Source organism: Virgibacillus sp. NKC19-16 (assembly GCF_021560035.1).
GTDB classification, from domain to species: Bacteria; Bacillota; Bacilli; order Bacillales; family Amphibacillaceae; genus Virgibacillus_L; species Virgibacillus_L salidurans.
Genome location: NZ_CP074373.1, coordinates 1,487,001 through 1,513,393, shown reverse-complemented (window position 1 = coordinate 1,513,393; position 26,393 = coordinate 1,487,001). Strand labels below are relative to the sequence as shown.

Sequence of the window (26,393 nt, the reverse complement as noted above, 5' to 3'; positions counted from 1 at the left end):
ATAGTGTTTTTAGTTGATATAAGCCTTCTTTTGCTCCAAATTCAATGTTTTTAATAGTTGATATAAGTCCTCTTTTGCTTCAAATCCAATACCTGGAACATCTGGGAGACCAACATAACCATTATCTATGGCGTAACCATCCGCAAAGCCGCCAAAGGGTTGAAAGACACCGGGGTAGGACTCATTTCCATATAATTTCAATCCCGCTGCAATGTTTAGTGACATTTGATGACCTCCGTGCGGAATGCAATTTCTAGAAGACCAATCGTTCTCTTCAAGCATCTTTAAAATCTTCATGTATTCTACAAGTCCGTAACTTAGCGCACAGTCGAACTGTAAAAAGTCTTCTTTTGGGTTCATGCCCGCATATCGAATTAAATTGGTGGCATCCTGAACAGAGAAGAGATTCTCCCCTGTTGCGATAGCATTTGGATAGACTTTTGATAATTCTGCTTGTAAGTGATAATCTAGTGGATCACCAACTTCTTCATACCAGAATAAATTATAATCTTTAATGGCCTCACCAAACCGAATAGCTTCTTCCAAATTAAATCGCCCATTCACATCGACCATTAAATTTTGTCCGGATCCGACAACATCAATAACAGCTTCAATTCGTTTAAGGTCTTCTTCGAGAGGAACACCTCCAACTTTCATTTTCACTTTTGAATAACCCATATCCAAATAGGATTTCATCTCATCTTGTAATTCAGGAAGCCCCTTGTTTGGATGGTAGTACCCGCCTGCCGCATATACAAATACTTTTTCATCAATAGTTCCATCGCCATACTGATCCGCAAGAAATTTGTAAAGAGGTACATCCTCTATTTTCGCAACCGCATCCCATACAGCCATATCTAAGGTACCCACTGCGACAGTTCTTTCACCGTGGCCCCCGGGTTTCTCGTTATTCATCAACACTTGATGTATCTTCTCTGGGGATAAGTTAGTACCTGTATCATTTACAATTTCCTCCGGAGACGCTTCTAGTAAACGAGGGATGAATCGCTCCTTCAATAAACCACTTGGTGCATATCGACCATTGGAATTGAATCCATATCCCACTACAGGTTTACCATTACGAACGACATCTGTTTCTACTCCAACAATAGAAACATTCATTTTACTAAAATCGATGAATGCATTGCTGATATTACTACTAATTGGGACGGCTTTTTCTTTGACACTTACAATTTTCATTGATTAATCACTCCTTATTTATTTTCACTTATTATTTTGCAAATTCTGTGCCAACTATCGCAAAACTGTTTTGAAATTAATCTAATGTTATAACATCACTATTCTTCCTAACCCAAAAAAATGGCTACTATCGGCGTGCTAATAGGAAACATAAAAGCAAAATAAATCCCAATTTATTTTCAACATTAATTACAAAAGTTAAATTATGGATCATGAAAAAGGTAAGCCATTTTAAAGAAAATAAAAAACCATTTCAAATATGAAATGGTTTATTTCCCGTTTGAAATTTTTCGCCACAATGTTGTCGAACTAATGTTGTATTTCTGACAGAACTGTTCTTTGGTACCGATGAATTGGTGAAAGAGTTTCTTCCATAATTCTTTCTCCATATCTTTATAGGAGTCCAGCACTGGAATAAGGATTTCCTTTTTTCTTTTTTTCAAGGATGTTTTGAAGAATTGTTCTACCCCATCTTTTGTAATTTCATTGTGCGGATATGTAATGACTATACGTCGAATGATATTCTGAAGTTCTCGTGTGTTACCCAACCATGGATAAAATAGTAGCGGTGAAAATGGTGACGTGTCCTGCCACGTTAAATACCGGTTTTCCCTATCCATTTCGGTCTTTAAAAAATGGAGGGCTAAAGGTATGATATCGTCTTTTCGATTTCGTAAAGGCAATATATCAAGGGGTAGAGTGGAGATACGATAAAAGAAGTCTTCTTTAAACTCCCCTTGTTCAATGAGATTTTCGATTGGTACATTGGAAGCACATATAATTCTTACATCAACTGGAATATTACGTTTGCCACCGACTCGTCTAACTTCTTGCTCTTGCAAAACCCGAAGCATTTTTGTTTGGAAGGCACGTGACATCTCATTAATCTCATCCAAAAACAGCGTCCCCTCATGTGCCAGCTCTAAAAGTCCAGCTTGTCCCCCGCGCTTTGCACCAGTGAATGATCCTTCTTCATAACCGAACAATTCGCTTTCCAATAAAGATTCACTTAATGAACCACAATTTAATGATACAAAAGGGTTCTTTTGTCGGTGGCTAGCATTATGGATACTTTGTGCAAACAATTCCTTACCCGTGCCCGTTTCACCATAAATAAGAACCGTGCCTTCTGAACGCGCATAAACCGCAGCCGTTTGTATTAAACTTTTCATTTCTTCATTTACGGTTATAATGTCTGAAAACGTATGTTTAGCGATCAAACCTTTTTTAAACACTTCTTTTCGAATTTTTAATTCTAATTGTTGAATATCATCAAGTTTTTCAAACATTTGAATGGCACCAGCGTTCAGTCCGTTTGTTCTCGTTATTAAGGTTGTGGCCAGTACTTTTTGACTTTCAACTTCAACTAAAATATTCCGATGATCTTCTTGATTATCGATGTGATGAATGAGGGTATCGTTCGAAACCACTTTGCGATATGCATTAGATTGACTCAAGCGCGGAAAAATCGCTTTTGCCTTCTCATTATACGTTTTAATCTTGTTCTTATCATCAACAACAATAACTGCTTGTTGCATAGAGTGTAAAATCAACTCAAGTTCTTTGATTTTACTTTGTTCTTGGTATTTCAATTCAATTGTCCGAATCGCTTGTTCCAATGCTAGTTGTAAAGCCTCTTGACCAGACTTTATAAGACGTGTATCAAGACTGTATTGACCAGCAGATAACACTGCACGTCGGTCTCCAATAATCACATCAACCTGTTCCGTTTTAATTAGATACTGAAGCACTTGATTTAAATCTTTTGAATGGTTATAACTTAGGACTTGTACTGTTGCATCCTTAAAATCTAAAGAAAATGCTTCTGCATCATTTATTATTTGGTGGAACATCAAAACAACTATTTTCCGGTACCCTTTCACATATACCTGAGCAACTGCACGTAATAAATCATACGGAGTAACTGGTATATGTACATAAGGAATTTGGGCTTCAGTATGTAAATATTCGCCGAGTCCACCTCTAGAGACAATAACACTTGCGGATGCAGGGATCTTTTGTAATGTTCTCTCATATGGGAACAAAGTTTCTATGAAAGTCACTTTATAAGGTCGATCAATCATCTGTTCTTCCATTAGATATATTTGCTCTTTTGTCAAATCGAAAGGAGCAATAACATAAATATTATCCATCATTATCCCTCCAAAGAAAAATATTTTTCTACCCATGTACGGAAGTGACCGCTTAAAAGTATTCAATTTTCCTTAACATTCCGTCTCTTTCATCCGTTATCTTTGGCCCGTTTATTGCATAAATAATCTTATAAATTAGTTTAACACAAAATTTAATCAGACATGATTCCAAGATATACATTAAATAATCTTGAATTATACAATAACTAAACCACCATTGTCAACCATAAATTTGCTATATTTTAGATTACATGATACTATATACTAAGAATAGTCTTGAGACACCATTCGATAATCGTACGCATCTTCTTCCAGACAGAATTTGAGTGCGATTTTAAATTTGAAAACTTATTTTCGTTCAATGCGATCAAATGACTCTATTGAAAGCAGGCTAGGCTAACCCAAATATTTTATACAAGGAGAATGGTTTAGTGAATTTAATTAATGAAGAAATAACGCATAAAGTCTTTGGTGAAGGAAATATCGTGGATCAGGATGCATCTTTCGTCACCATTAGTTTTAATGAAGATATTAAAAAATTCGTGTATCCTGATGCTTTTGGAAGTTTTATCACACTAAACGACCGGGATACTGCGAAATCTTTGAAGAAAATCCTTTCGCAAAGAGAAATGGAAGAAGAAGCACTTGAAAAAAGACGTGCAGAAGAAAAAGAGCGACAGGTGCTGGAACAGCAGCGTAGAGAAAAACTAAAGAACCTTAAAATTCATGAAAGCTCACAAATTGTTTTCTGGCTGGACGAAGAAGAGCAACAAAATGTATTTACCGACTGGCAAGTATATACCGGCACGGTCCAAAGCGGAAAAAATAAAGGTCAGCCAAACAGAGTAACTCGGGTGAGTCCGAACAGCGCAGGGCTTCTGACTGCAAGAGAGTCGGATCAGGCCGAAACAGAAAGACGGATTATCGGTCTCTACATGGTAAATGAAACGTTTTCCGGTAATTTTCACGATGATGGAATGGTACCGGCCCATGCAGAATTTAGAATTAAGCTTAACGATCAAGAAGCGGAGAAAATGCTCTTCTGGAATTATTATATTAATAAGAGCTATCCTCATCGAACTTCATGGAATTCTGGTAAATATCGTTATTTTGATAACGTTTGGACTGCTCAAATCCTAAAAGATATCATTGCATTAAAAACGGATGAAAAGGAAATCAAAGAAACTACAAACTTTCTAGAATACTTCTGTCAAATGAACGCCCTTGATATGGATAACATCCCAGAGGCGAAGGGAGCTTTAAAGCAATAAAAATGAGATGACATATAAGAATGGTTCACATGATCTGAAAACATTTGCAAACGACTTCCTTTTCTTGCTTAGGAAATGATTAAACTTTCGTGTTGTTTGGGCATCTCTATTTTACAATCGTCAGCAATAGGTAAGCCTTTGAAGTTATCTCTAGGTTTTCTCTTCTTCTACACGAAGCATGCTAATTTCCCAGCTCTTCGCGTTCCATCTAACGAAATTACTCTATCATAAGTTTCTCGTTACTCACGTGTTTAGGATTATTTAATCAATCCTAGTCCGCATTTTTCGCGGTACTTGACTTATAACCATAGACTTAGTCATGTCAAATTTACGTATGAGTACGTCAATAATCTTTTATCGGTATAATGGATTAAACGATGTACCCCTCCATATGGTCAAGATGCCATATTGGATATTGGTGTAGGGCCCTGTCCACCGTATAGGATAGTAAACCGTGAAACTCCTTTGTAACGTGCTTGGCCTCTCCAATTAATTTGTCCAATCCACCTTTGTAAATACGCCTACCAATCTCATTGGCCTAAGCCAATTCTAGTTCATGATGATTAATTTCCTTGTCAAAAAACATTCATCCCGGATTGAGAAAACTAACAATAAAAGAGCATTCCCAAATGAGAACACTCTACCTGAAAGTAAACTATTTACATTCTAACAAAACCATCAATTAGCAGCTTTTTTAACTGCTTCTACTTCATACCTTCCACCCTCTGTACTTATCAAGTATTCAGGTTTTGGTTTACCTCTATTTGCTTTGTGGCCAGCTAAATGGGCATCGCTCTTTTCCCATTGTTTCCAATGTTCTTCTGATTCCCAGCGCATCATTACAACAACTTCTTCTTCCCCGCGCTTAGCTTTTTGTTTCATGACAGTCAAATCAACAAATCCCTCTTGTTCCTCTATAACACCTGGACTACTAAATCTTTCCACGACTTTATCCGCATTACCTTCCGTAACAACCATTTTCCTCAAAGTAACAAACATATGATCATCTCCCTTTACTATGTACTATACGCTAATGAGATTCATTGCCAACGAAAGCACATTACATTTCAGACTTCTGTCCAACCATTTCACATGCTGTATCTACCAACTTTTTACATCGCTCTAATTCCTCTGAATTCGGCTCCAAATCTACTATTATTCTATCCGGAACCATGCTAGCGCCCAGTGTTTCCAATTGTTCATAGACCATACCAACTGCAGTGCCATATTGTTCATAAGAGGTATCGGCTGAACCAAACACACCACAAACTTTTCCTTTTAAATCCATATCATATAATTCATCGTAAAAATCCTCTGCTTCAAATGGCAAGTCTCCATCGATCCACGTGTAAAGACCTATTAATATGGCATCATAATCTAAAAGCTCCCTCGTCTCTATCACGTCATCCTCAAATGATTTCGTAACCACTTGATGATCATATTGTTCCAATTGTTTTAACACTGCTTCTGCCATCATTTCAGTATTGCCAGTTAGACTAGTGTAAAGTATTAAAATCTTGCTCATGTCTAACCCCCCTTCCATCATAATGCTATCTACTCTCAACATTACTGATAATGAGAATCATTTGCAAGTAAAAGAATCTTTATAGGAGTCAATGCTTGAATTACTCTTTCATAAACACTATAGTTACTATAGTGTTTATGATTAACCTGAAAATATTAAAGAAATCAGGAGGTGAATGCTGTATGAACAACCAGAAGCTTTATTCCATAGGGGAAGTTGCAAAGTTAAATAATATTTCCATTCAGACACTTCGATATTACGACAAAATCGATTTGTTTAAACCCGCTTCTATAGATCCATCAAGCAATTACAGGTACTACCATGAGAAACAATTCTTTTATCTAGATATTATAAAATATCTAAAATACATCGATACCCCACTAAGTCAGATTAAAGAAGTAATGACAAAAGACGCAGCACAACTATTACCTTTTCTAGAAGAACAAGATCTTATAATTGATCAAAAAATAAGCCAGCTCAAACAAGCCCAAAAAATGCTTCATAATCGAAAACTTCAGCTAAAAGAACAAAACATCTTAGCAAATCGACCACGAGGACAAGTCTACACTCGATTTGTAGAAGCACAGGATCAGCTGCACCTGTCCACTACAGATCTTACACCTTATGGGAATCCGGATGTATATATGCGTGATTTAGCACATTTATTAGAAACAAAGGAGAACAGGGTCGTTGATAACTTTTATGGATGTGTTTACGATTTAAAAGATTATAAAGACACGGAACAAATCGTTTATTCAAGTATCTATACATCATTAATTGGTAATGAACAATTATCCAATAAGCCAAAACCTGATATAACAAAAAAACATATGTCAGAAGGAATGTATGTATGCATTTGTTTCAAATGGTCCGAACCTCATTATTTTCAGCACTACAAAACGTTATATGATCACATTATAGAACATAACATTATTACCAAAAATCCTGTTTACGAAGTTTCTTTGCCCAACAGATATTTTTCTTATGAAGAAGATGACTTTATAACGGAACTTCGAATTAAGATGAACGAAAGTGCTTGACCCTATAGTTAGTATAGGGTCTATGATTCAAGCATGGAGGTTGATATTTATGACGAAAACAATACGATTAATAGCACCTGATTGGCAAGGAGCAAATAAGCCGGCGTATCATTTTGGTGCAGAACTACTTTCATGGTTAGTTCCTAAAAATGATAATCAAAAAGAGATAAAATTGGAGATTGAGCAACCGAAAAATGAGCAATTAGAAAAAGAAAATGGTGTCGTTGGGCAATCCACTGTAAAACGGAATGTAAGTATGGCTGCTGAAGTATTAGAAAACGAATCACCGGATAGAATTATTACGTTTGGTGGAAATTGCTTAGTATCCCAAGCCCCATTTGATTACCTTCATGGTAAATATGGAGATAAACTAGGGGTCGTTTGGATAGATTCTCATCCGGATATTTCAACTCCAGAAATATATCATCATGAACATGCGATGGTTTTGGGGAATTTATTAGGAGCAGGCGATCCAGAATTATCTAAGAGCGTCAAATTTCCGTTTGATCCAGATTCATTTTTATATGTTGGAATGCAAGAACCAAATGATTTAGAAGTCAAAGAATTAGAGGATTTAAATTTAAATTATATGGTTCAGGATAAAAATAATTTAAAATTGAATGAAATACAAAAATGGATTGAAGAGAATGGCTTTACTAAAATAGCTGTTCATGTCGATCTGGATGTATTAGACCCAACATTATTTAGATCTTTATACTTCTCCGAGCCAGGAGTTACTGAATTTCCATCAGAGTCAGGCAAAATGACACCTGAAGAATTGTTAAATATACTAACAGGGCTTTTTAAAGAAAACGATGTTGTGGGACTAACAGTGGCAGAGTATTTGCCTTGGGATGCTATAAATTTAAAAAATACATTATCTGAGTTAGATATTTTTAAATAATAAGTTACAAAGAGGTCTGATTTTCACAGACCTCTTTGTTTTAAATCCACAGATTTAACCATTATGGCAACGCTCAATAATCCCGATTCACAATATAATTCAATAAATGCCTCAAATAGGCTGTGTGATATTTAAGCCCCGGCAACACTTCCATTGCAAGGCAATAATGCTCCCACATCTCCATTCTAGCACCATCAGCTCCCAGGATGGAAACAAAAGTCGAACTGTCGTTTTCAGCATCTTTTCCAGCTTCCTTTCCGAGTGCTGCCTGATCCCCCTCAACATCAAGCAAGTCATCCTTGATCTGAAAAGCAATGCCCGCATGATAGGCAAATTTTTTCAGGACTTTCAGTTCTGATTCCTGTTTACCTGCCAGAATTGCAGGCATGACGAGGGAAGCTTCGAATCCAATCCCGGTTTTATAAAAGCAAATTGTATTTAATTGTTCTAGTGTCAATTGTTTCCCTTTGGAATCTAAGTCCAACGCCTGACCCTTACACATATCCGCTATCTTTCCAGCTGCATAATGAATCAAGTGAATTACTGCTTTCGAATCAAACCGTTCGAGAGATGCTTGTTCCTCCACCGCTTTCTGAGTCAGATAGAGACCGGTTAATTCCGCCATAGCCGTATTGTACACCCGATGTAGCGTGGGAAGTCCCCTGCGAATGGACGCATTATCCTGTGATGGAAGATCATCGTAGATCAGGGAAGCAGTATGCATATATTCCAATGACTTAAGAAGTGGCACGATTGCTAAACTGTCCAGTCCATATTCATTAACACCCATTACCCAGGTTATTATTGGCCGAAGCCGCTTTCCGTTACCTTCCAGACTGTAATTTGCAGCATCAGTAATTGGCTCTTTCATGGAAGATAAATCATCCGCTTTAGGGATATATAATAGATTGTTAATCTGTTTGTGTACAATTTTGATCGTATCTAAAAAATCCTCCCGCTCCTTTTGTTCCTTTTTAAAATTAGTACTGATATGGTCCCGAAGCAGTTTATCAAAGAAATCCACATCGTCTGCTTTTCGAACCATTTTTTGTATTAGTTTATGGAACTTCCTATTTCCGGAAGCAAATAGCTCCATTACTTCGTTATATTTTTCCTTACCTATTCGTTCTTTAAATCGTTTCTGACCATTTATCGCACGATCCAAAATCACTTCACATGACTTGGGATCCGAGTGATACACGTTATGAATCAAGTTAGAGATAACCGTCCAGTACAATTCAAAAGGATTTATCAGATCCGGGCGCTTATCATGATATTTTATATAATAGGTATAGGGTGTAACCGAACCAGCCTCCAGGTCATCAAACATATCCGTAAAATCATCAGATAGCTGATTGTAGATACCGTAAAAGAATGTTCGATTGTCAACCCCCTTATCCTCTTGGGCACTGATTACGGAACGGACCATCAATCTGGAAGAAGCGGATTTTAAAATGACTGGTATATAAAGCTCTTCATTCGTGTAATTTGCATTAGATAAATCCTTTAATCGATCCACTTCCTGCGAATGGAAAAATATATAGGATTGATCAAAGAATTTTTCTCTTGTCTCCGGTCGCAGATGAGTCTTAATATACTCAAATGCCTCGCAGAGTTCCGAATGAATATATTGGATCAGTTCTTTATTATTCCCAGTCCAGAATAATTCCGGTACAGATTGTGTTACAATGGATTGTCGTATTAAACTTGAATATTCGATTTTCTCGTGATCAGATAAGACTTCTGAATCCAGAAGATCATCAATAAAGGGATAAGTTAGTCCATAAGAATAACCCAGCTTTATCGCTCTATCTAACTTCCTAGCACGTTCTTCAGGCGATATCTCATCATGATTCTCTTCTATTTGGTGTATGATAACCCCAGCAATAATTTTAATCAGTTTCCGCTTAGCTTCCTCAGCATTCATCTCCTTTGGAATATAAGAGGAAACCTTCTTGATTTTGTTTAGTACCCAGATCATGGCGGGTTCAATGCCCTCTTTCTGGGCGAACCGGTACAACCAGGTCATGCTAAAGAGTTCCGTTTTGCCATGCTCAGTAGCTGTGGCGGAATGCATCAGGTGTTGCTTTAAATCGTTCACGACATGCTGAATCCTGTCTTCTGTATCTGATGAATTCAGATCTTTGCCCAGATCCCGCATGAAAATATAGGAAATACTTCGTTCAAGGTAATTGTCAAGCTTGCCTGTGTAATCCAGCCAAGAGATATAATTGTGATAATCTCCAAAATCCTTTTTTCCTTTAAAAAGGTATAGTAATGAATGATGATGAATATGATTCTTTTTCCAGGCATGTATATCTTTTGTTAAGGTCGCAGCATAGGTCTTTTTCGCAAGCTGTACGGAAAGTGAGTCAAAATAATCAACAGCTTTCTTCTCCGCCAGTTGGTAACCTGCATCAGCATTTAATTGTTTATTCATACTTTATTTCCCCTACTTCATGTTGTCTTAATTAACCTTACAACAATTAACTGCAAACGAAAAGAGTCCAAGCTTTATTCCCAGTATATTACTATTTCATTGTGAAAATTACACTTTTAACACCAGTAGGCTTATTCTGTTTTGTCTATCACTATAGAAACTGATTTCAAATTTTTTCATAGCTTAAATGTTTAGTTGAGTAAAGTGAAACATCTTGCAATATTCACTAGTTGGAATAGAAGAAAGGGCTGGAAATCGAGAGAGGGGATCTCGAAACCAGGAGAGCCAAGCTCCAAAGCGGGAGAGAACACCTCGAAAACGGGAGAGCCGAGCACCAAAACAGGAGAGTCGCGTTTAGGAAAAGATGCAAAAAGATTAGCCCCTATATTTAGATGGCCTATTCTTTATCTCTCTCGGCCCAAGAATCATTGCAACAATCCCCATAAAACCATAGATTAAGAATGTAACATTAAATCCAACAAGGTCAATAAGCATACCTGCAAATGACGAACCTATGACTTGCCCGACAGCGAGAAGTAAAAAGGGTGTACCTATCCCTAAAGAAGCATTGGTAATAAATACCCTAATTCCCCAAACCAACAGAATGCCTGTAATAAAGATATAAGCTATCCCAAATAAAGCTGCCGAAATGTAAGCCGTAAGCCAGTTTTCCGGGTTCAAAGCAAGTAAGATCGATGCAACACCAATGACGAGACCCGCCCATTTGTAAGCCCATGGAAGTCCGAATTTTTCAATGAGTGATCCAGAAAACCCCCCTAATATTCCAAAGACACCGATGATAACCCAAAACAGTGATAGTTGCCAGTCGCTATAAGAGCCAGTTGATCCGATAAAGTCAATGGAAAAGGTCCAAAATGCCGCCGTCGATATTCCTAGGACGGTCGAGCAAATGATTAAAGGTATGGCACCTTTCACCCCTCTGAAAGAAAATTCCCCCTTATGAAAAGTTACATGAGGGTCAGATCCGATTTTAGGGATCACTTTTGCATTCCATATGAGTACTAGTAGCGCAATTAGCGCATAGATAAGATAGGTTAATCGCCACTCTGAAGCAAGGATAAGCGCCCCTGCTCCTGCAAGAATAATACCGAAACTGGTACCGGAATTAATCCATGTATTGGCTTTTCCTTGTTTTTTATATTCAATCCAAAGTGAAACCGATGCACCGTACGGCGGCGACACAAGACCTGTACTTGCACCAGCAAACAGGACCCCTAATCCTAACAGCCACACATTAGGAGATAGCCCCATGATTAATAACCCAAGAAAAGCAGAAGCACCGGCAGTGAGAATCATGACACGAGGTCCCTTATCGGTCGTTAAAACGGTAGAGAAAATGATGGCAAAGCAATAAGCGAGATAGAAAAGCGAAGAGATTATACCGGAAACAAACGAGGACATTTCCAAACTACTACTGATATTTGGAAGCAACAACCCGTAGCTAAATCTTGCAAGCCCATAGGTGACGGCAATCATTGTGATTCCTGGAATGACCAATCGTGAAAACTTCATTATACCCTCTCTCCAATCAAAATTATATAGAACGACCTTTCTACTTAGATTGTAAAAAAATTACGATGGCTATTGAATAATCTTTTTAGCCATCGCCATAGAATATTCCGTCGCTTTCTCTGCCCCAATCAATGTTGTCATCGATGTTGCTCCTTCAAGCAACAATGTAAAATAATTAGCTAGATCATCGTGAGTGTCTTCGCTGTATTGGTTGGCCAAAATTTGAAAATAACGCAGGAGTTTTGACTTGTGTGAACGGGCAATATTTTCAATATCATTATTGGCTCCCGTATAATCTTCAATAGCTCGTAAAAACATATCCCCTTGATAGGACTCTTCTTCCAGCCATTTTCCATGGGCTTCTACTGCATTAAGAAAAGCAGAATTATTCTCTCCTTGCACATAATTATCCAAGTACCACCAATATCTTTCTTCTCTTTGCTTTAAAACCTCCTCAACTAAATGGTCTTTAGATGAAAAATGATTATAAAGTGTCATCGTCGCCACATCTGCCTCACTGATAATTTGCTTGAGACCCACACCTCGAAATCCATGTTCATAAAATAGTCTTTCTGCCACATTTAAGAGAGCCTCTTTTTTTACTGATGTATTCATACCATACCCCTTTATAGATAGAATGACCTTTCTATTTTAGAATAACATTTTTAATTATAATGATCAATAAACTGACACATAATCAATTTAAATGGCCACCCAGAGTAGGTAGCCATTTAAATATCATTTTTCAACACTGTTATCGGATTATCTTAGCGACTCATCACAGAATACATTTCACGCTTGAATCAGCTTTTTCTCAACAATATTATATTTTACGTCTGCCACGTTTTCAATGAATGCTTGATCATGGGTAACAAAGAGAATCGTTCCTTCATAACCAGATATAAACTTTTCTAATGCTTCAATGGCTTGGATATCTAAGAAATTTGTAGGTTCGTCTAATAGTAATATATTATATTCCCCTAAGAACAGTTGACAAAGCTGAAGGCGAATAGCTTCTCCGCCACTTAACGATTTCACACTTTTTTGTATATCTGTACCGACGAACTGCATCGAATGTAAAACGCTTCGTAAAAACCCTTCATCGTATTCGGAAGCATTTTTCACAAATTCGAGTACCGTTTTATCACTTATAAATTGATAACTCATTTGTTGGAAGTAGCCAATTTTTGCTTTTGGAGAGATCGTTAACCCTACTCCATTATTCGCAATTTGATGAAGCAATGTACTTTTTCCACTGCCATTTGCGCCCGTAATTGCAATCTTTTTCCCAAGTGGAATCTGAAAATTCTCTTCATCCAATAATACTTTGCTATCCATTTGGAGAGTAAATTGGTCTGCCATAATCGGGAATTTATTATGCAATTCCAATGCTTTTGACTGCCTGAATACGATTTGTCTTTCTTCTTGTACAGCCTCAACTTCCTTCAAGTTTTCCATTCGATGTTCAATTGATTTTGCTGCACGCTGCACGGCTTTTTGGCTTGATCCCTTTGATTTCGTCATGAACGACTTATTCGGCATGGCGTTTGCTTCTTTTTTTGACATTTTCCCCGCTTGAGCAATTTTTTCAGCCTTTTTCATTTTTTCCTGTGCAGCTTTTTCGAGTCGACTTTTTTCCTTTAGGAATTGTTCATGAGCTTGACTCTGTTGTTCGATTTCCAGTTGCTTTTGTTCCATGTAGTCACTGTAATTCCCTGAATAAACACGCACCTTGCCTTCATGTACTTCCCAAATCGTTGTGACGAGTTCGTCGAGTACAGCGCGGTCATGACTAATTAACACAAGCGCTCCATAGTAATAGCGTAATTCATCAAGTACAAACGAAATACCGCCTTGATCCAAGTGTGTTGTCGGCTCATCAATTAGTAACGCTTCATGGTAATGAGTAAACAATTGTGCAAGTTTGCGTCTTGTTTGCTCTCCGCCGCTTAGCCAATTAGAATTTTTTTCAGTAGCTAATTTCCCAAGTAACGCTGGATCAGCTTCTCTGTCAGCAGGAGCCTCAACTTGCTCGAAATAACCAGACTCTACATGCGTGTTCACTTTCCCGCTTGATGGCTGAATAATTCCAGCAAGCAGTTTTAATAACGTACTTTTTCCTGCACCATTTTTCCCGACGATACCGATGCGGTCAAATTGATGTACAGCTAGCCGGTCAATCTTTACTATTTCTTTATCTAAATAGGACACTTCAACATTTTCTAATTCAAAACATATTTGTTCCATATTCGCTACCTCCCGAAATTTTGTGATTTCGTATCGATAGCCAGGATCGATACGAGCTTTTATTTACGTTCAAGCTCGTATCAAAAGAATAATAAGAATTGCATACGTCAACCTCCTTCACCTTCATTACTTACTACGACTGCATTAAAAAAATCACAAGCATCTGCCTGTGATTAAGAGTAAAGGGAAAGAGACCAAGTAGGAGCTATTAGGAGCCCCGTAAATTAACCCAACTAGAATAATAGGGAAGCGAAATTTGACATAAATAAAGAAAGGTAGAACAATCCACCTTTCTGAACATTACATATTCTTATACCTATACATTGTCATTTGCCAATATGGTCAAAATGTATTTATCTAAAATATGAAATGAGGATTATTAAAAAAGGACAGACTAATCCCGTTTACTCTGCATACACAAACAGAGTCTTTGAACGTATTCAATTACTGGTTCAAAGCTGGGAAACGTAGTCTCATCGCATGTGTCATTTTTAATAATCCTCCTTAACGTTTAAAAGTATATTAATTATTATATAATTCTTTGTAGAATAAGTCAACGTTTTTTGAATTCAGGTGGCTAGTATGTCGAAGGTCACCTCAAATCAACCTAATAAATAGCTTCCCGTATTTGCTTCGTATAAAAATACCTTACGATCCCGAAATATACAACCTGGATCACTGCAAAACTACCAAGCACAAGCGCAGATTCCTGCAGGAGATTGTAATCAAACATATGAGACAACGCTGTGAGTGCCACCGCTCCATGAACGAGTGCGACAACAATCGGTGCGAAAAACAAAATTGCTGTCTGGCGGTTGACCACTTTTTTCAATTCGGAATCCGTCAGACCCATTTTGGCAATCGTACGGAATTTTTCCTTATCATCATCCAGATCGGTATATAGGCGGAAATACAGAAAGCTTCCGGCAGATACGAAAAATATGATCCCGATAAACAGTCCAATAAACATAATCGGTCCGTATACTTTATTGATTTGATAAATCGTATAGTCTATTGGTGAAAAGTTATAGCCGCCAATTTCATTAAATATGTCTTCACCTGCCTGTACAAGTGTATCATTCCGTGCATTATCAGCCATCCAGGCCACGTTAGTCTCAGTAGAAACCGGTTGTGGCAGCTCCTCATACATATCATCACTGATAATATAGTAGGAGTACATCTCCGGCAGCACATGCGCTTCTAACGTTCTGTCCGGCTGTATGGTCTCACCATCTGCAAGTTCAACCGGGATATCCATCAACCTGCCCGCTTCACTCTCGGGCACTAACACTCTATCACTGTCTCCCACAACAATCGCCTCATCATCCGCTACATTCACCTTGTTTTCACCGATTAATTCCGCAAAACGATTATAGTCAGATTCATTGGTGATTAACACATCTCTATCATTCTGGTTAAAATAATTCATATCAATGACACTTGAATCAGCTTGAATATCGTATGCCTCTATTTTTTCCTCAATGATCCCAATATCTTTTTCTATATCACTTTCCTTGTCATCCGGGTTGGAATTATACGAAAATGTGTAAGGATGCATTTCTTCTAACCCCCTTGTCGAATAAGACTGGAAGCCAATTAACGATCCAATTGCACTGAAAGCAACAGTAGAAATAATTGCCACCATAAAAAATGTCCGCGCATTATCCTTCATGCGGAATGATAAATCGGAAAAAAGTACCATATTGGTTTTTCTCCAAAATATCCCCTTGCTTTGTTTCAAACGCCGGATCACAAAGACACTTAATTGAGTAAATAATAGATACGTCCCGATGGTAACAACAATAATCACAGGTAGCATTGCAACGACAACCTGCATTCCTTTCACATATAGAGCCGTTCCATAACCAGCAATAAGCAGAACTGCTGCAATAATCGCAAGTATGATGGATGCTTTCGGCTCACCTTTTGATCGCCTGTCCCCTTTGATCAAGTCAATCAGTTTCCGAGTACGAAGGATAAATGACACAAACAGTGAAATAAATAAAAACAGAATAATGAATGACACAAATGTAAAGATGATTGCCAGTGTCGGAAAATAAAAATTAAGCGTTTCATCAATAACCAGGACATTTTCCGCGAGCAGCAAAATGGCTTTGGCAAAAACAAGCCCAAGTAAGATACCACTCAATGTCGCAAAAAAGCCGATCAGCATATTTTCCATAAATACCATGAGCCTGATCTGCCTCGTGCTCATCCCTTGCATCATCAACAATCCGAACTCTTTCTTGCGCGATTGCAGAAACGAACTCATCGAATACAAGACAAAAAAGAAGGAGAACACATAAATGATCCCGCCGGCAATCGCCATGCCATACAATATTTCGCCCCGAATCGTTCCCTCCATAAAAACCGGGTGAAATGCAAAGATGGCGAATGCAAAGAAGACCATTACTGTAAACAGGCTGCTCAAAAAATAAGCAGCATACAAACGCTTATTGCGGATGACATTATTAAACGCGAATTGACGAAAAGTCACTGTCATCCCCTCCCATCAAGGAAAGCGTATCAATGATCTTTTGGAAGAAGGTCTGCCTGCTATCACCACGGTGAATTTCCGAATAAAATTTCCCGTCACGGATAAATACAACCCGATCCGAGTAGCTTGCCGCCTGTGGATCATGCGTAACAAGCATCATCGTTGCTTGATCCTCTTTATTAATTGCCTCAAACATTTCCATCACATCTTTGGATGCTTTGGAATCAAGGTTTCCTGTCGGCTCATCGGCCAAGAGCAATTTCGGCTGATGAATCATCGCTCTGGCAGTAGCTGCTCGTTGTGCCTGCCCCCCGGATATTTCATACGTGCGCTTATCCATAATCTCTGAAATACCAAGTTTTTTAGCGATGATATCTGCTTTTTGCTTCATTTCCTTAACGCGTGCTCCATCCAATGTAAGTGGCAAAACAATATTTTCTTCAACTGTTAATGTGTGCAAAAGATTGAATTCTTGAAACACAAATCCCAATTCGCGTCGGCGGAATTTGGCAAGATCATTTTTGTTCAGATGATGCGGATTTTTCCCTTCAATTAGGACTTCACCCGATGTCGGTTCATCTATGGTTGCAATCATATTGAGAAGCGTCGTCTTCCCGCTTCCGGACGGCCCCATGATTGCGACGAATTCACCCTTTTCAATTTCCAGATCGATCGTTGACAAGGCCCTGTAGGCAACTTTCCCTTCATACACTTTGCTTGCGTTTTTGACTTGCAGCATTATGGTTCTCCTTTCGTTGGGGGCAATCGTTAATTCATTTACACCCACCCCAACACATATTTTCTACTATCAGTGTATCTCCCTTGGCCTTGTCATACCATTGATCATTCTTTCATTTTCCTTACATTGATGTAATGTTTTGTGCAGGTGTAAATACAATGCGAAATATTGTTCCTTTACCGACTGAACTTTCCATTTCAACTGCATGTCCGAGGTAATCGGCTACCTCTTTGACAAGATACAATCCCATCCCCGTCGATTCCCGGAATTTGCGCCCATTTTCACCAGTATAGAATGCATGGAAAATTCGCTTCCGGTCAGCTTCCGGAATTCCTATGCCAAAATCTTTCACTTCAAAAATAGCCGCGCCCTTTCTTTCATAAAGTGAGACGATGATTTGCTTGCTTTGTCCAGCCGAATATTTCACAGCATTTTGGATGAGCTGTGTCATGATAAACAAAAGCCACTTCTCATCCGATTCTACGGTGATGCCCGATTTCTCTTTTTCCAGTTTGGGATAGACTTCATTACGGATAAAAAAGCGCTTATTATCCTGATTGATTTCATGAACAAGCTTTTCTAAATCAACCGGTTTAATCTGGAAATCCTGCTCAATCGTCCTGAGGCGCGCCATATACAAAACCGTATTCAAGCCCGTCTTCATCTGCTCGGTTTCTTCCCGAATATTCGAGGATTCCGGTTCATCGAGATTTTGAGCGGTCAATTCGATAACCGAAAGTGGTGTTTTCATTTGATGGACCCAACGATCGATAAACGTAAGGTGTTCTTCTTTACTGGCATCAATCTCGCTGATTCGTTCTGTGTACAGCTTGTACTGTGATTTCAACAAATGATCGAGGGCTTCGGCAACCGGAACCGACTCCGTTTTTTGCAATGATTCATCAAGTGATTCCAGTGGCCCCTCCAGTCTTTGATAAAATTTCCTGCGAGAAAAATAGCGGTATACGAGGTAACAGCAAAATAAAAAGAATCCAAGAAAAATCGCATAAAGCGCCGTTTGAATTTCACGGTATCCATCCAGCCACAGAATTAAAAAAATCATGAAAAACTGCAAAAATTGCAGCCCAATCAACAACTTATTTTCCTTCATGAACAGCTTCATGGCGCGTCCCCCTCATTCCACGTCACATGAAGCCGGTAACCTGCACCTCTAACTGTTTCTACAGCATCATTGATTCCAAGTTCCTGGAATTTTTTCCGAACACGGGTAATATTTACATTGAGCGTATTTTCATCGACAAAGATCTGGTCGTCCCATAATTTTTCCAGTAAATCTTCCCTGCCTGCCACCCTTGGATGTCTGTCCATCAGGCTTTCGATGATATCTGTCTCTTTTTTGGTGAGTGAAACGGTGTTACTGGCGAATTTGAGCTCAAATCGTTCCGGAAAAAGCTGCAGCCCGTTCTTTTGAAGAATTCTTTCCTCATGTTTTGCCGCATATTCCCCGTAAGCTCGGCGCAGTTGACTGCGAATTTTTGCCATGACAACATCTGGATGGAAAGGCTTTGTAATAAAATCATCCCCACCATTTTCGAGCGCCATCACCTGGTCCATTTCCCCGGTCCGGGCGGAAATAAAAATAATCGGACAAATCGATTCAAGACGAATTTGCCTGCACCAGTAGAACCCATCAAAACTGGGGAGGTTGATGTCAAGCAGGACAAGATCAGGACTTTGGCTCAAAAATGTGTCCATCAAGTTTTCAAAATCATCGGCTACTAGCACGTCATAGCTGTATTTTGCTATAAACACGCGCAAATGGTCAGCGATTTTTGCATCATCTTCTACTATCATAATCTTCTCCATGGTAAAACCCTCATTTCAAGTATACTGCAGTTTGATTATAACATCTCAAGTGAAAATCCAGAGTGCTACACTAGGACGGCATAAACACCTTTTAATTAAATATTACTACAAAAACACCCCCAATGTACTGTTTCTTTCGATTATCGTTATAAGAAAGGTCCCTTTTTCAAGATAACCCTTCTTTATAGTACAATCGAAAACAACCTGTAATCGGGGGTGTTATGTTCTAACCTTTTAAACGTTTTGTTAACGGATATACGCCTACACTTTGAATGACTAATGAAAGCAAAACTGCGGCGAATGTTAAAGAAATAAGGATATCATCATTGCTGGCTGCCGCTTCAAATCCCATAAGCAACGCTACAGACATCGATCCTTTTATTCCGGACCATGTAATCAGCGAACTATCTTTTAAAGCAAATTCACTTTTCCACGTCGGGATGGCTTGTGTTAACCCTGTTAATACAAGCCAGCGAACTGCTAGCGATAAGATGAAAATGATAATCGCTAGTGTCCACTCGGAAAAAATTAAATATTCTGCTGCCTGGATACCAATTAATAAAAAGAGTAAGGCTAATACAGACGGCTCAACAATGTTCCAAAATCCATCCAGTGAATCTCGGAAATGATCTTCTTTAATATTTTTACCGAATTCAAAGGATAGCATCATTCCTGCTGTCACAGTGCTGAGTACACCTGAGACACCTATTAGTTCACCAAGATAAAAACTGCCATAGGCAACAATCACACTTAACATCACTTGATAGGTTCGGTGCTTCGAATAATGGACTGCTTTACTCATAAGCCATCCAAACGCAACACCAAGCACAATGCCGCCGATGGATACAAATAAGAACTCTCCGAGAAACATACCGAGAGAAAAGCTTGTTTCATTAACAAACATTCCTAAAAAGATAGAGAAAAGCACAATACTCGTACCATCATTTAACAGCGATTCGCCCTCTACAATATCAGCAATTTTTTCATCACTTAATGATTTTTTTAAGATAGAAACAACCGAAACCGGGTCTGTTGGCGTAAGTATGGAAGCGATCAGTAACGCTCCAACAAACGACATTTGTATAAAGATATTACTAACAAAATAAATAGTTGATCCTAGCAATATCACGGTTAATAACACACCAACAGTACCAAGACAGGTGATAATCCATTTGTTTTTCCGCAAATAATTAAGCGGAAAGTTGTAGGCGGAAGTAAATAATAACGCTGGTAAAAATACGTTAAATATCAACTCCTTTGATATCGTTATATCATCAAAATATGGTACAAATGCAAGGGATAAGCCTAATAATACTAAAATAACTGGCACCGGAAAATACGTTTGTTTCTTATCAATGGAGAATACAATATATCCAACCAGCAGCAAAAGCAGTACTTGATGTGAGCTCAATTAGGCTACCTCCTATAATCATGATTTCTTTTTACCAAAGTATAGTAATCCGACTAATGCACCAGTGATGCACATAACTGCTGCTAAAATAAGAAATGGTATAGCGCCAAGTTGATAAATCAGTGGTACAGATAAGGCTGTTACAAGCCCACCACCAAGAAATGGTTCGTATAACAATTGCTTATAACCAAAACCTTCAAATGCAGGTGATTGGTTTTCAGGATCGGCTATTCGCATCAGCAATAACCCTGTTGCCGTTATCCCCATTGATTGGCCGTAATCTCCGATACCGCGTTCAAACCAGTATGTCGGTATCATTCGTGGAGCCAATACAAGAAAGCCAAATACGTTCCATGCTATTCCTGCCCCTGCCAGTAGTAAAAACGGAACAATATATTGACCGATAACATCAAGTGAAACAGTGGCAATCGCTGTCAAGATTAATATATCAAGTGAAAATCCTTGAATCCGGTTCATCATTTGACGGTCAATAAGCTCGGTATTATCTATTTTATTAAAGAAAATCTGCAGAAGGATACCGCCAATCATCGCCAGCGGGAACAAGGGGATGTATGTCATAAATTCAGAATCAGTAAAAGCACCCCATGTTGCACCTTCCAGCCAAATCAAAAATTGCAGGAGTAACCAACCTACTAATACAGCCAAACCAACAACCGCAAAGTGCAACGAAAGTGGCTCAATAGATTCCGGGCGAACCGTCATTTTTGCGGCCGGATCCCTCTTTTCAAATTCCATTATCCCCTGCTTTCTCAAGGTAGAAAACCCTTTAACATCCTTGATGACATTCGTCTTTTCTTTACGTATCGCCCAGTTAATCAGGATAATCCCTATAATTACACCAGAGAGAATACCAACAGTGGCTAACCCAACAGCAAGATCATAACCCTCAGCAAATCCAAGTTCTTCAAATGTCCCTTGCATCCCCGCAGCTGTACCATGACCACCTTCAAATGCTACCTCAATTAGCGCACCTGCCATTGGTGGCAATCCAAAGAACGGAGACAAAACAAGGATAGCAAGTAAAATACCAATTACATATTGTCCCCAGCCAATCGTCCAACCAAATGAAAGTTGCGGTCCACCAATATTCCATATTTTTTTCAAACTCGGAATGGTTGCCCCTAAAAATAATGTCGCAAAGACAACATTAATCATTAACCCCGGCAAAGCTCCCCAAACCTCCATCACTTCAGGAGTCATAAGGCCAGTAGTCCAAAACGAGTCTTCATCTACAAAATTTCCCATTATCTTCCCGAGAACCTGTGGCCCCAATAGTAGCGCTAAAAACCCCCCAATGACGGAGGATGGGAGAAACAGATTTTGCAGCCAATTCACGCGTACACGAATCCATTTTCCGATAAGAAGAAATACCCCTAAATATAATAATGTAAATCCTATCTGCTCAGGCGTCATATGAAAAACTCCAATTCATGTATGTATTTAAAGCAATTTTTAACTTTATTCCCTAATTTTCTATCTTTAAACGAAATAGGTTGGAAAAGCATTCGATTGGAAAAGTTCCATAAATTTGGGCTTATGCATACAGTGGCATTGAATGCATTTTAAAGAAAGGGTGATCGTTTGTATCATAATAATGCATATATGACTACACATTTCCCCGCTTTACCACACGTGACACCGTATTTTCCGGTCTATATGATTCCATATAATACAGCGGTTGGTCATGATTGGATGAAGCAACCATACTGGCAGGAAAAGCCGGATGATTTTGTTCTTGCACATAACTACCCGAATCAAAAGAAAGTAAATTATATAAACCCTAAAAATTATTATTCATTGTCCTAAAGGAGGCGTCAATATGGAGCAAAAACGTATTAAGGAGCAGTTGAAACGACAGGGTATACCAGTAATAGAGGCAGATCTTCCTTATATACAAAAATTGCTGCTAACGATAGAGCGAGCCCATGCCCCCGTTAAAGCTAACAACAATTTGCATAAAGAAATACCGTTGGTTGTTGTTGACCCGGAGGTCGTTCAATTTGACTGAACTAAGCTTTTATACCGCAAGTGAATTGGCACCGTTAATCGAGGAAAAAAAACTATCCCCCGTCGAATTAACTGAAGCAATCCTTAAAAGAATGGAGAAGTTGGAACCAAAGGTCAATTCTTATATTACCCCACTAAACGAACTGGCATTGCAACAAGCCCAATGTGCTGAAAAGGAAATCATGAACAATTTTTACCGCGGCCCGCTGCACGGTATCCCGATTGGTATAAAAGATAATATGCACACCAGAGGTATCCGGACAACAGTTGGGTCAAAGATGCTGGATGATTTTCACCCCGACATAAATGCTACAGTAGTTGAAAAATTGCTCGGATTCGGTGGCGTTATGACGGGAAAATTGAATTTGAGTGAATTTGCGATAGGACCGTCCAATATCAATCCATTTTATGGAAGCGCACGAAACCCATGGAATCCTGGTCATGTGACAGGCGGATCCAGCGGTGGCAGTGCAGCGGCTTTGGCAGCGGGATTGACAACAATTGCTACAGGAAGCGATACTTACGGATCCATTCGAAACCCGGCATCCATGTGCGGTGTGTATGGTTTGAAACCAACATACGGGCTTGTCAGTGCACACGGCATTACCCCAACAGCGCGTTCCATGGATCATGTTGGGCCAATGGCGCGTTCGGTATCCGATCTTGCCTTAATGATGAACCATATGGCCGGGTATGACGCAAACGATCCTGGCAGTATTAAAGCAAACGTTCCCGATTATGTAAAAGATCTGAATAAAGGCGTCAAAGGGCTTCGCATCGGCATTCCAGGTTTCTTTTTACAAGGCTTGGAACCGGATGTTGAGCTCATCTTTAGAAAGGCCACCCGGAAGCTTGAAGAGTTGGGTGCAACAGTTATGGAAGTAGACATCCCCGAGTTGAATATGGCTAGTTATGCCGGTTATGTTATTGTGATGGGAGAAGGAGCCAGTTATCATCACGGTATGCTGCAAGCGAACCCCGAAGGATTTGGCCCCGATGACCGTATCCAGCTTGAAGCAGGCACTCTAATAACTACCACACAATACGTGGACTCACAGCAAATCCGTCGCGTATTGGTAAAAGCATTGAAAAAGGTCTTTTCGGGCATCGACGTTTTGGCTGGACCTTCCCTTCCGATCACCGCACCACAGTTTGAGCCTAACTGGGTAGAGCAGAATCTTGACCTAACAGAGCGCGCCATGCCATTTACTGTCCCTGCAAACTTGGCCGCAATACCAAGCTTGTCCGTTCCAATTGGCTTATCATCAAAGGGGCTCCCAATCGGCATGCAACTCATGGGCAATCACCTTTCTGAAAAATTATTGCTCCAAGCCGGCTATGCATGGGAATGCACAGACCCACTGGATGGGAAAATGCCTAAAATCGGTTATTAATGCTAAGAGGTAGACCTTATCTACGGTCTACCTCTTTTAAACTTCTATTTTTATGTTTTACTTCCACCCTATTTTCTATCCCAAAAACGCTGCTGCGCAATAGCTGAAACAAAATCCTCTCCGAAGTCTGAATTATTATCGGCAAAAACCACTCCAGCAAAATTATTTTTACTCGACTTTTGAATATATGGCTCCCCAGTCGTTGCAACACCTATAGGTTTATAATGTTTGTATGCTTGACTTACATAAGTCATGATATCCTGGCTGAATCTTTCCTCATTTTTTGAACTTCCACCAACGACGTAAAGTGCGTCATACAGGTAAGGGCTCATGGTAAGAAATGTTGCCTCAACTTTGAGGTTTGTGCCATCCGCTCCTGTTACCGTACCAAGTTGATCACTGACAATGTCAATAAATACCCCACGTTGCTGCAGGTAATTAAGTACACTCGTCACCTCATTACTATTAAAGCCATTGCCAATCAGTACTCCTACTTTTTGCGTATAAGCATATTTTGGTGTACTGTACTGGCTAAGAGATGGGTAACTTGTGGAAACAGGGACATTGGATCCACTTGGGCGGTCTACACCAATATTATCAGCGATGATGCAAGCCATTTCCTTATCCACGTTGACTAGGATATTGACGTTTTGCTGGCGAACAGATTCGCTTTTTACTTTTCCGAGTTGATAGCTAAACCCACTGATCGTATGCTGTTTTTCGATAGGTGTCAAACTATTCCATAAAATCCTCGGTTGTGTAAAGTAATCTTTGAACGAATCACTTCTCGCTCTAATCTTGTAGCCTTCAACTTTCGCTGGATAACTTACATAACCGCCTTCTTCTGGGGGCACCGTGTACGGCGTGTTATTCGCTAAGGAATTTTGATGATAGTTTACCTGATCAACATCGATTCGTTGTCTCATATAGCCTCGTCGCTGATTATTGTGAAACGGGCAAAGTGGCTTATTTATAGGTAATTCAGTGTAATTGGCGCTGCCAAGTCGATGTTGTTGTGTATCTCTATATGCCATTAACCTTCCCTGCAAGACAGGATCATTTGAAAAATCAATTCCCGGAACGACATTTGCAGGGTTAAATGCGACTTGTTCAGACTCCGTAAAGTAATTATCAATATTTTTATTTAATGTCATTTTCCCGATAATTTCAACAGGGATGAGCTCTTCAGGCCAAAACTTTGCAGGATCGAGAATATCAAAGTCGTATTTAAATTCATCCTCCAATGGAATTAGCTGAACACCTAATTCATATTCAGGGTAAGCACCATTGTCGATCGCCTCCCTGAGATCCCGACGATGATAATCCGGATCGAGTCCTCCGATTGTCAGTGCCTCATCCTGAAGAAGGGATTGGACACCAAGGACAGGCTTCCAAACATATCGCACAAAAGTCGCTTTCATTTGTTCATTAACAAATAGGTACGTATTAATGGACCACGATTCCATTACTCGATAGTTTTTTAAAATACCACGATCAGTCATGATCCACTGCACCATATGAAGTGCTTCATGGTTATTGGCCACATAATCCCAAAATAGATCGTGTGCACCACTCGCCGTTGGTATATCATCATCCTGTTTCGATTGGTAAGCATGCATTGCATCTGGGAACTTCATCGCGTCTTGATTAATTAATACAGGCATCGCAATCGTTGTCAGATCGACATTTCCTTCTTCTGTATACAATTTCACTCCCTGGCAACGTAAATCCCTTGCCGTATCATAAGATCCTTTAGCCCCCTGTACTGTAGAAAAACGGGTAGTCAATGGTGTCTTTTTACCCGCTTCCTGTAAGAATCCTGCTTTTGTCACATGTTTCATGGACTGATAACATTCAAATTCTCCATGCGCACTGTAACCTCTTGCATGAACTACTCTTTCCGGTATTTCTTCATGTCCAAAATGTGACATTTTTTCAAAAAACTCATAATCCTGACGCAATGAAGGGCCACGTATACCGGCTTTTAATTGATCCTGGTCTTGTGATCTTTTTTTCCCTTCCTGTGTCGTCATTGGTTCCCCATAATTTGATATGCGGTACTTATTTAACTGTTCCTGTTTAGCATTTTGGCCCACATGCCGGTTGTTTTCTGAAGATGACTTCTCATCCATGTGATCTCACACCCCAATTCTAAATAGTTAACCACTCATATACATATGCGTT

General features: G+C 39.2%; 22 protein-coding genes. 6 read left to right on the top strand and 16 right to left on the bottom strand.

What is annotated here, in order from left to right:
* Positions 1–9 precede the first annotated feature (9 nt).
* Positions 10–1,200 carry a mandelate racemase/muconate lactonizing enzyme family protein gene (locus KFZ58_RS07805; RefSeq protein WP_235794244.1) on the bottom strand — a complete coding sequence of 397 codons (1,191 nt, stop codon included), beginning with the start codon at positions 1,198–1,200 and terminating at the stop codon, positions 10–12.
* Positions 1,201–1,469: 269 nt separating this feature from the next.
* On the bottom strand, positions 1,470–3,353 hold the full coding sequence (locus tag KFZ58_RS07800) for a sigma 54-interacting transcriptional regulator (RefSeq protein WP_235794243.1): 1,884 nt from the start codon (positions 3,351–3,353) through the stop codon (positions 1,470–1,472).
* Positions 3,354–3,784: 431 nt separating this feature from the next.
* Between KFZ58_RS07800 and KFZ58_RS07795 the strand changes: the two genes are divergently transcribed.
* Positions 3,785–4,624, top strand: a complete 840-nt coding sequence (locus KFZ58_RS07795) for a malate synthase (RefSeq protein WP_235794242.1) — start codon at positions 3,785–3,787, stop codon at positions 4,622–4,624.
* Positions 4,625–5,302: 678 nt separating this feature from the next.
* Here KFZ58_RS07795 and KFZ58_RS07790 read toward each other — a convergent pair.
* Both KFZ58_RS07790 and KFZ58_RS07785 read right to left on the bottom strand, forming a co-directional pair.
* On the bottom strand, positions 5,303–5,623 hold the full coding sequence (locus tag KFZ58_RS07790; RefSeq protein WP_235794241.1) for an antibiotic biosynthesis monooxygenase: 321 nt from the start codon (positions 5,621–5,623) through the stop codon (positions 5,303–5,305).
* Between the two features lie 61 nt (positions 5,624–5,684).
* Complete coding sequence (locus KFZ58_RS07785) at positions 5,685–6,149, bottom strand: flavodoxin domain-containing protein (protein ID WP_235794240.1); 465 nt, start codon at positions 6,147–6,149, stop codon at positions 5,685–5,687.
* A 182-nt stretch (positions 6,150–6,331) separates the two neighbouring features.
* Here KFZ58_RS07785 and KFZ58_RS07780 point away from each other — a divergent pair, with 182 nt between their 5' ends.
* Together KFZ58_RS07780 and KFZ58_RS07775 are read left to right on the top strand one after the other, a co-directional pair.
* Positions 6,332–7,189 carry a MerR family transcriptional regulator gene (locus tag KFZ58_RS07780; protein WP_235794239.1) on the top strand — a complete coding sequence of 286 codons (858 nt, stop codon included), beginning with the start codon at positions 6,332–6,334 and terminating at the stop codon, positions 7,187–7,189.
* Positions 7,190–7,238: 49 nt separating this feature from the next.
* Entirely contained in the window at positions 7,239–8,093 is an 855-nt protein-coding gene (locus KFZ58_RS07775) for an arginase family protein (RefSeq protein ID WP_235794238.1), read from the top strand.
* A 73-nt stretch (positions 8,094–8,166) separates the two neighbouring features.
* Here KFZ58_RS07775 and KFZ58_RS07770 read toward each other — a convergent pair whose 3' ends face one another.
* The 11 genes from KFZ58_RS07770 to KFZ58_RS07725 all read right to left on the bottom strand — a co-directional run bounded on the left by KFZ58_RS07770 (position 8,167) and on the right by KFZ58_RS07725 (position 22,221).
* Positions 8,167–10,533 (bottom strand): polyprenyl synthetase family protein, encoded by a 2,367-nt coding sequence (locus KFZ58_RS07770; protein WP_235794237.1) that lies wholly within the window; start codon positions 10,531–10,533, stop codon positions 8,167–8,169.
* Between the two features lie 375 nt (positions 10,534–10,908).
* Positions 10,909–12,066: an MFS transporter gene (locus KFZ58_RS07765; protein ID WP_235794236.1), complete on the bottom strand. Its 1,158-nt coding sequence runs from the start codon at positions 12,064–12,066 to the stop codon at positions 10,909–10,911.
* A 69-nt stretch (positions 12,067–12,135) separates the two neighbouring features.
* Positions 12,136–12,681, bottom strand: a complete 546-nt coding sequence (locus KFZ58_RS07760; RefSeq protein ID WP_235794235.1) for a TetR/AcrR family transcriptional regulator — start codon at positions 12,679–12,681, stop codon at positions 12,136–12,138.
* A 177-nt stretch (positions 12,682–12,858) separates the two neighbouring features.
* A complete protein-coding gene (locus KFZ58_RS07755) occupies positions 12,859–14,313 on the bottom strand; it encodes an Msr family ABC-F type ribosomal protection protein (protein ID WP_235794234.1) in 1,455 nt (484 codons plus the stop codon).
* A 444-nt stretch (positions 14,314–14,757) separates the two neighbouring features.
* Positions 14,758–14,802: an erythromycin resistance leader peptide gene (locus tag KFZ58_RS19350; protein WP_108721263.1), complete on the bottom strand. Its 45-nt coding sequence runs from the start codon at positions 14,800–14,802 to the stop codon at positions 14,758–14,760.
* A 118-nt stretch (positions 14,803–14,920) separates the two neighbouring features.
* Complete coding sequence (locus KFZ58_RS07750; protein ID WP_235794233.1) at positions 14,921–16,810, bottom strand: ABC transporter permease; 1,890 nt, start codon at positions 16,808–16,810, stop codon at positions 14,921–14,923.
* Positions 16,785–17,549 carry an ABC transporter ATP-binding protein gene (locus tag KFZ58_RS07745; protein ID WP_235794232.1) on the bottom strand — a complete coding sequence of 255 codons (765 nt, stop codon included), beginning with the start codon at positions 17,547–17,549 and terminating at the stop codon, positions 16,785–16,787. The genes KFZ58_RS07750 and KFZ58_RS07745 overlap by 26 nt, the downstream gene beginning before the upstream one ends.
* Positions 17,550–17,670: 121 nt before the next feature.
* The gene (locus KFZ58_RS07740; protein WP_235794231.1) at positions 17,671–18,672 is read right to left on the bottom strand and encodes a sensor histidine kinase; all 1,002 of its coding nucleotides are present in this window, start codon (positions 18,670–18,672) and stop codon (positions 17,671–17,673) included.
* On the bottom strand, positions 18,669–19,376 hold the full coding sequence (locus KFZ58_RS07735) for a response regulator transcription factor (RefSeq protein ID WP_235794230.1): 708 nt from the start codon (positions 19,374–19,376) through the stop codon (positions 18,669–18,671). Before KFZ58_RS07735 ends, KFZ58_RS07740 begins: the two co-directional genes overlap by 4 nt.
* A gap of 226 nt (positions 19,377–19,602) precedes the next feature.
* Positions 19,603–20,787, bottom strand: a complete 1,185-nt coding sequence (locus KFZ58_RS07730) for a cation:proton antiporter (protein ID WP_235794229.1) — start codon at positions 20,785–20,787, stop codon at positions 19,603–19,605.
* 18 nt (positions 20,788–20,805) lie between these two features.
* Positions 20,806–22,221 carry a sodium/glutamate symporter gene (locus tag KFZ58_RS07725; protein WP_235794228.1) on the bottom strand — a complete coding sequence of 472 codons (1,416 nt, stop codon included), beginning with the start codon at positions 22,219–22,221 and terminating at the stop codon, positions 20,806–20,808.
* A 189-nt stretch (positions 22,222–22,410) separates the two neighbouring features.
* Between KFZ58_RS07725 and KFZ58_RS07720 the strand changes: the two genes are divergently transcribed.
* Genes KFZ58_RS07720 through KFZ58_RS07710 form a run of 3 tightly spaced genes read left to right on the top strand, consistent with a single transcriptional unit; the run spans position 22,411 to position 24,209 of the window.
* Positions 22,411–22,614: a hypothetical protein gene (locus tag KFZ58_RS07720; protein WP_235794227.1), complete on the top strand. Its 204-nt coding sequence runs from the start codon at positions 22,411–22,413 to the stop codon at positions 22,612–22,614.
* 13 nt (positions 22,615–22,627) lie between these two features.
* Positions 22,628–22,816: a hypothetical protein gene (locus tag KFZ58_RS07715; RefSeq protein WP_235794226.1), complete on the top strand. Its 189-nt coding sequence runs from the start codon at positions 22,628–22,630 to the stop codon at positions 22,814–22,816.
* Complete coding sequence (locus KFZ58_RS07710) at positions 22,809–24,209, top strand: amidase (RefSeq protein ID WP_235794225.1); 1,401 nt, start codon at positions 22,809–22,811, stop codon at positions 24,207–24,209. Before KFZ58_RS07715 ends, KFZ58_RS07710 begins: the two co-directional genes overlap by 8 nt.
* A gap of 68 nt (positions 24,210–24,277) precedes the next feature.
* On the opposite strand, the gene KFZ58_RS07705 is transcribed toward KFZ58_RS07710, so the two are convergent.
* Positions 24,278–26,341, bottom strand: coding sequence for a catalase (locus tag KFZ58_RS07705; protein WP_235794224.1), 2,064 nt, complete (start codon positions 26,339–26,341; stop codon positions 24,278–24,280).
* Positions 26,342–26,393: the final 52 nt, after the last annotated feature.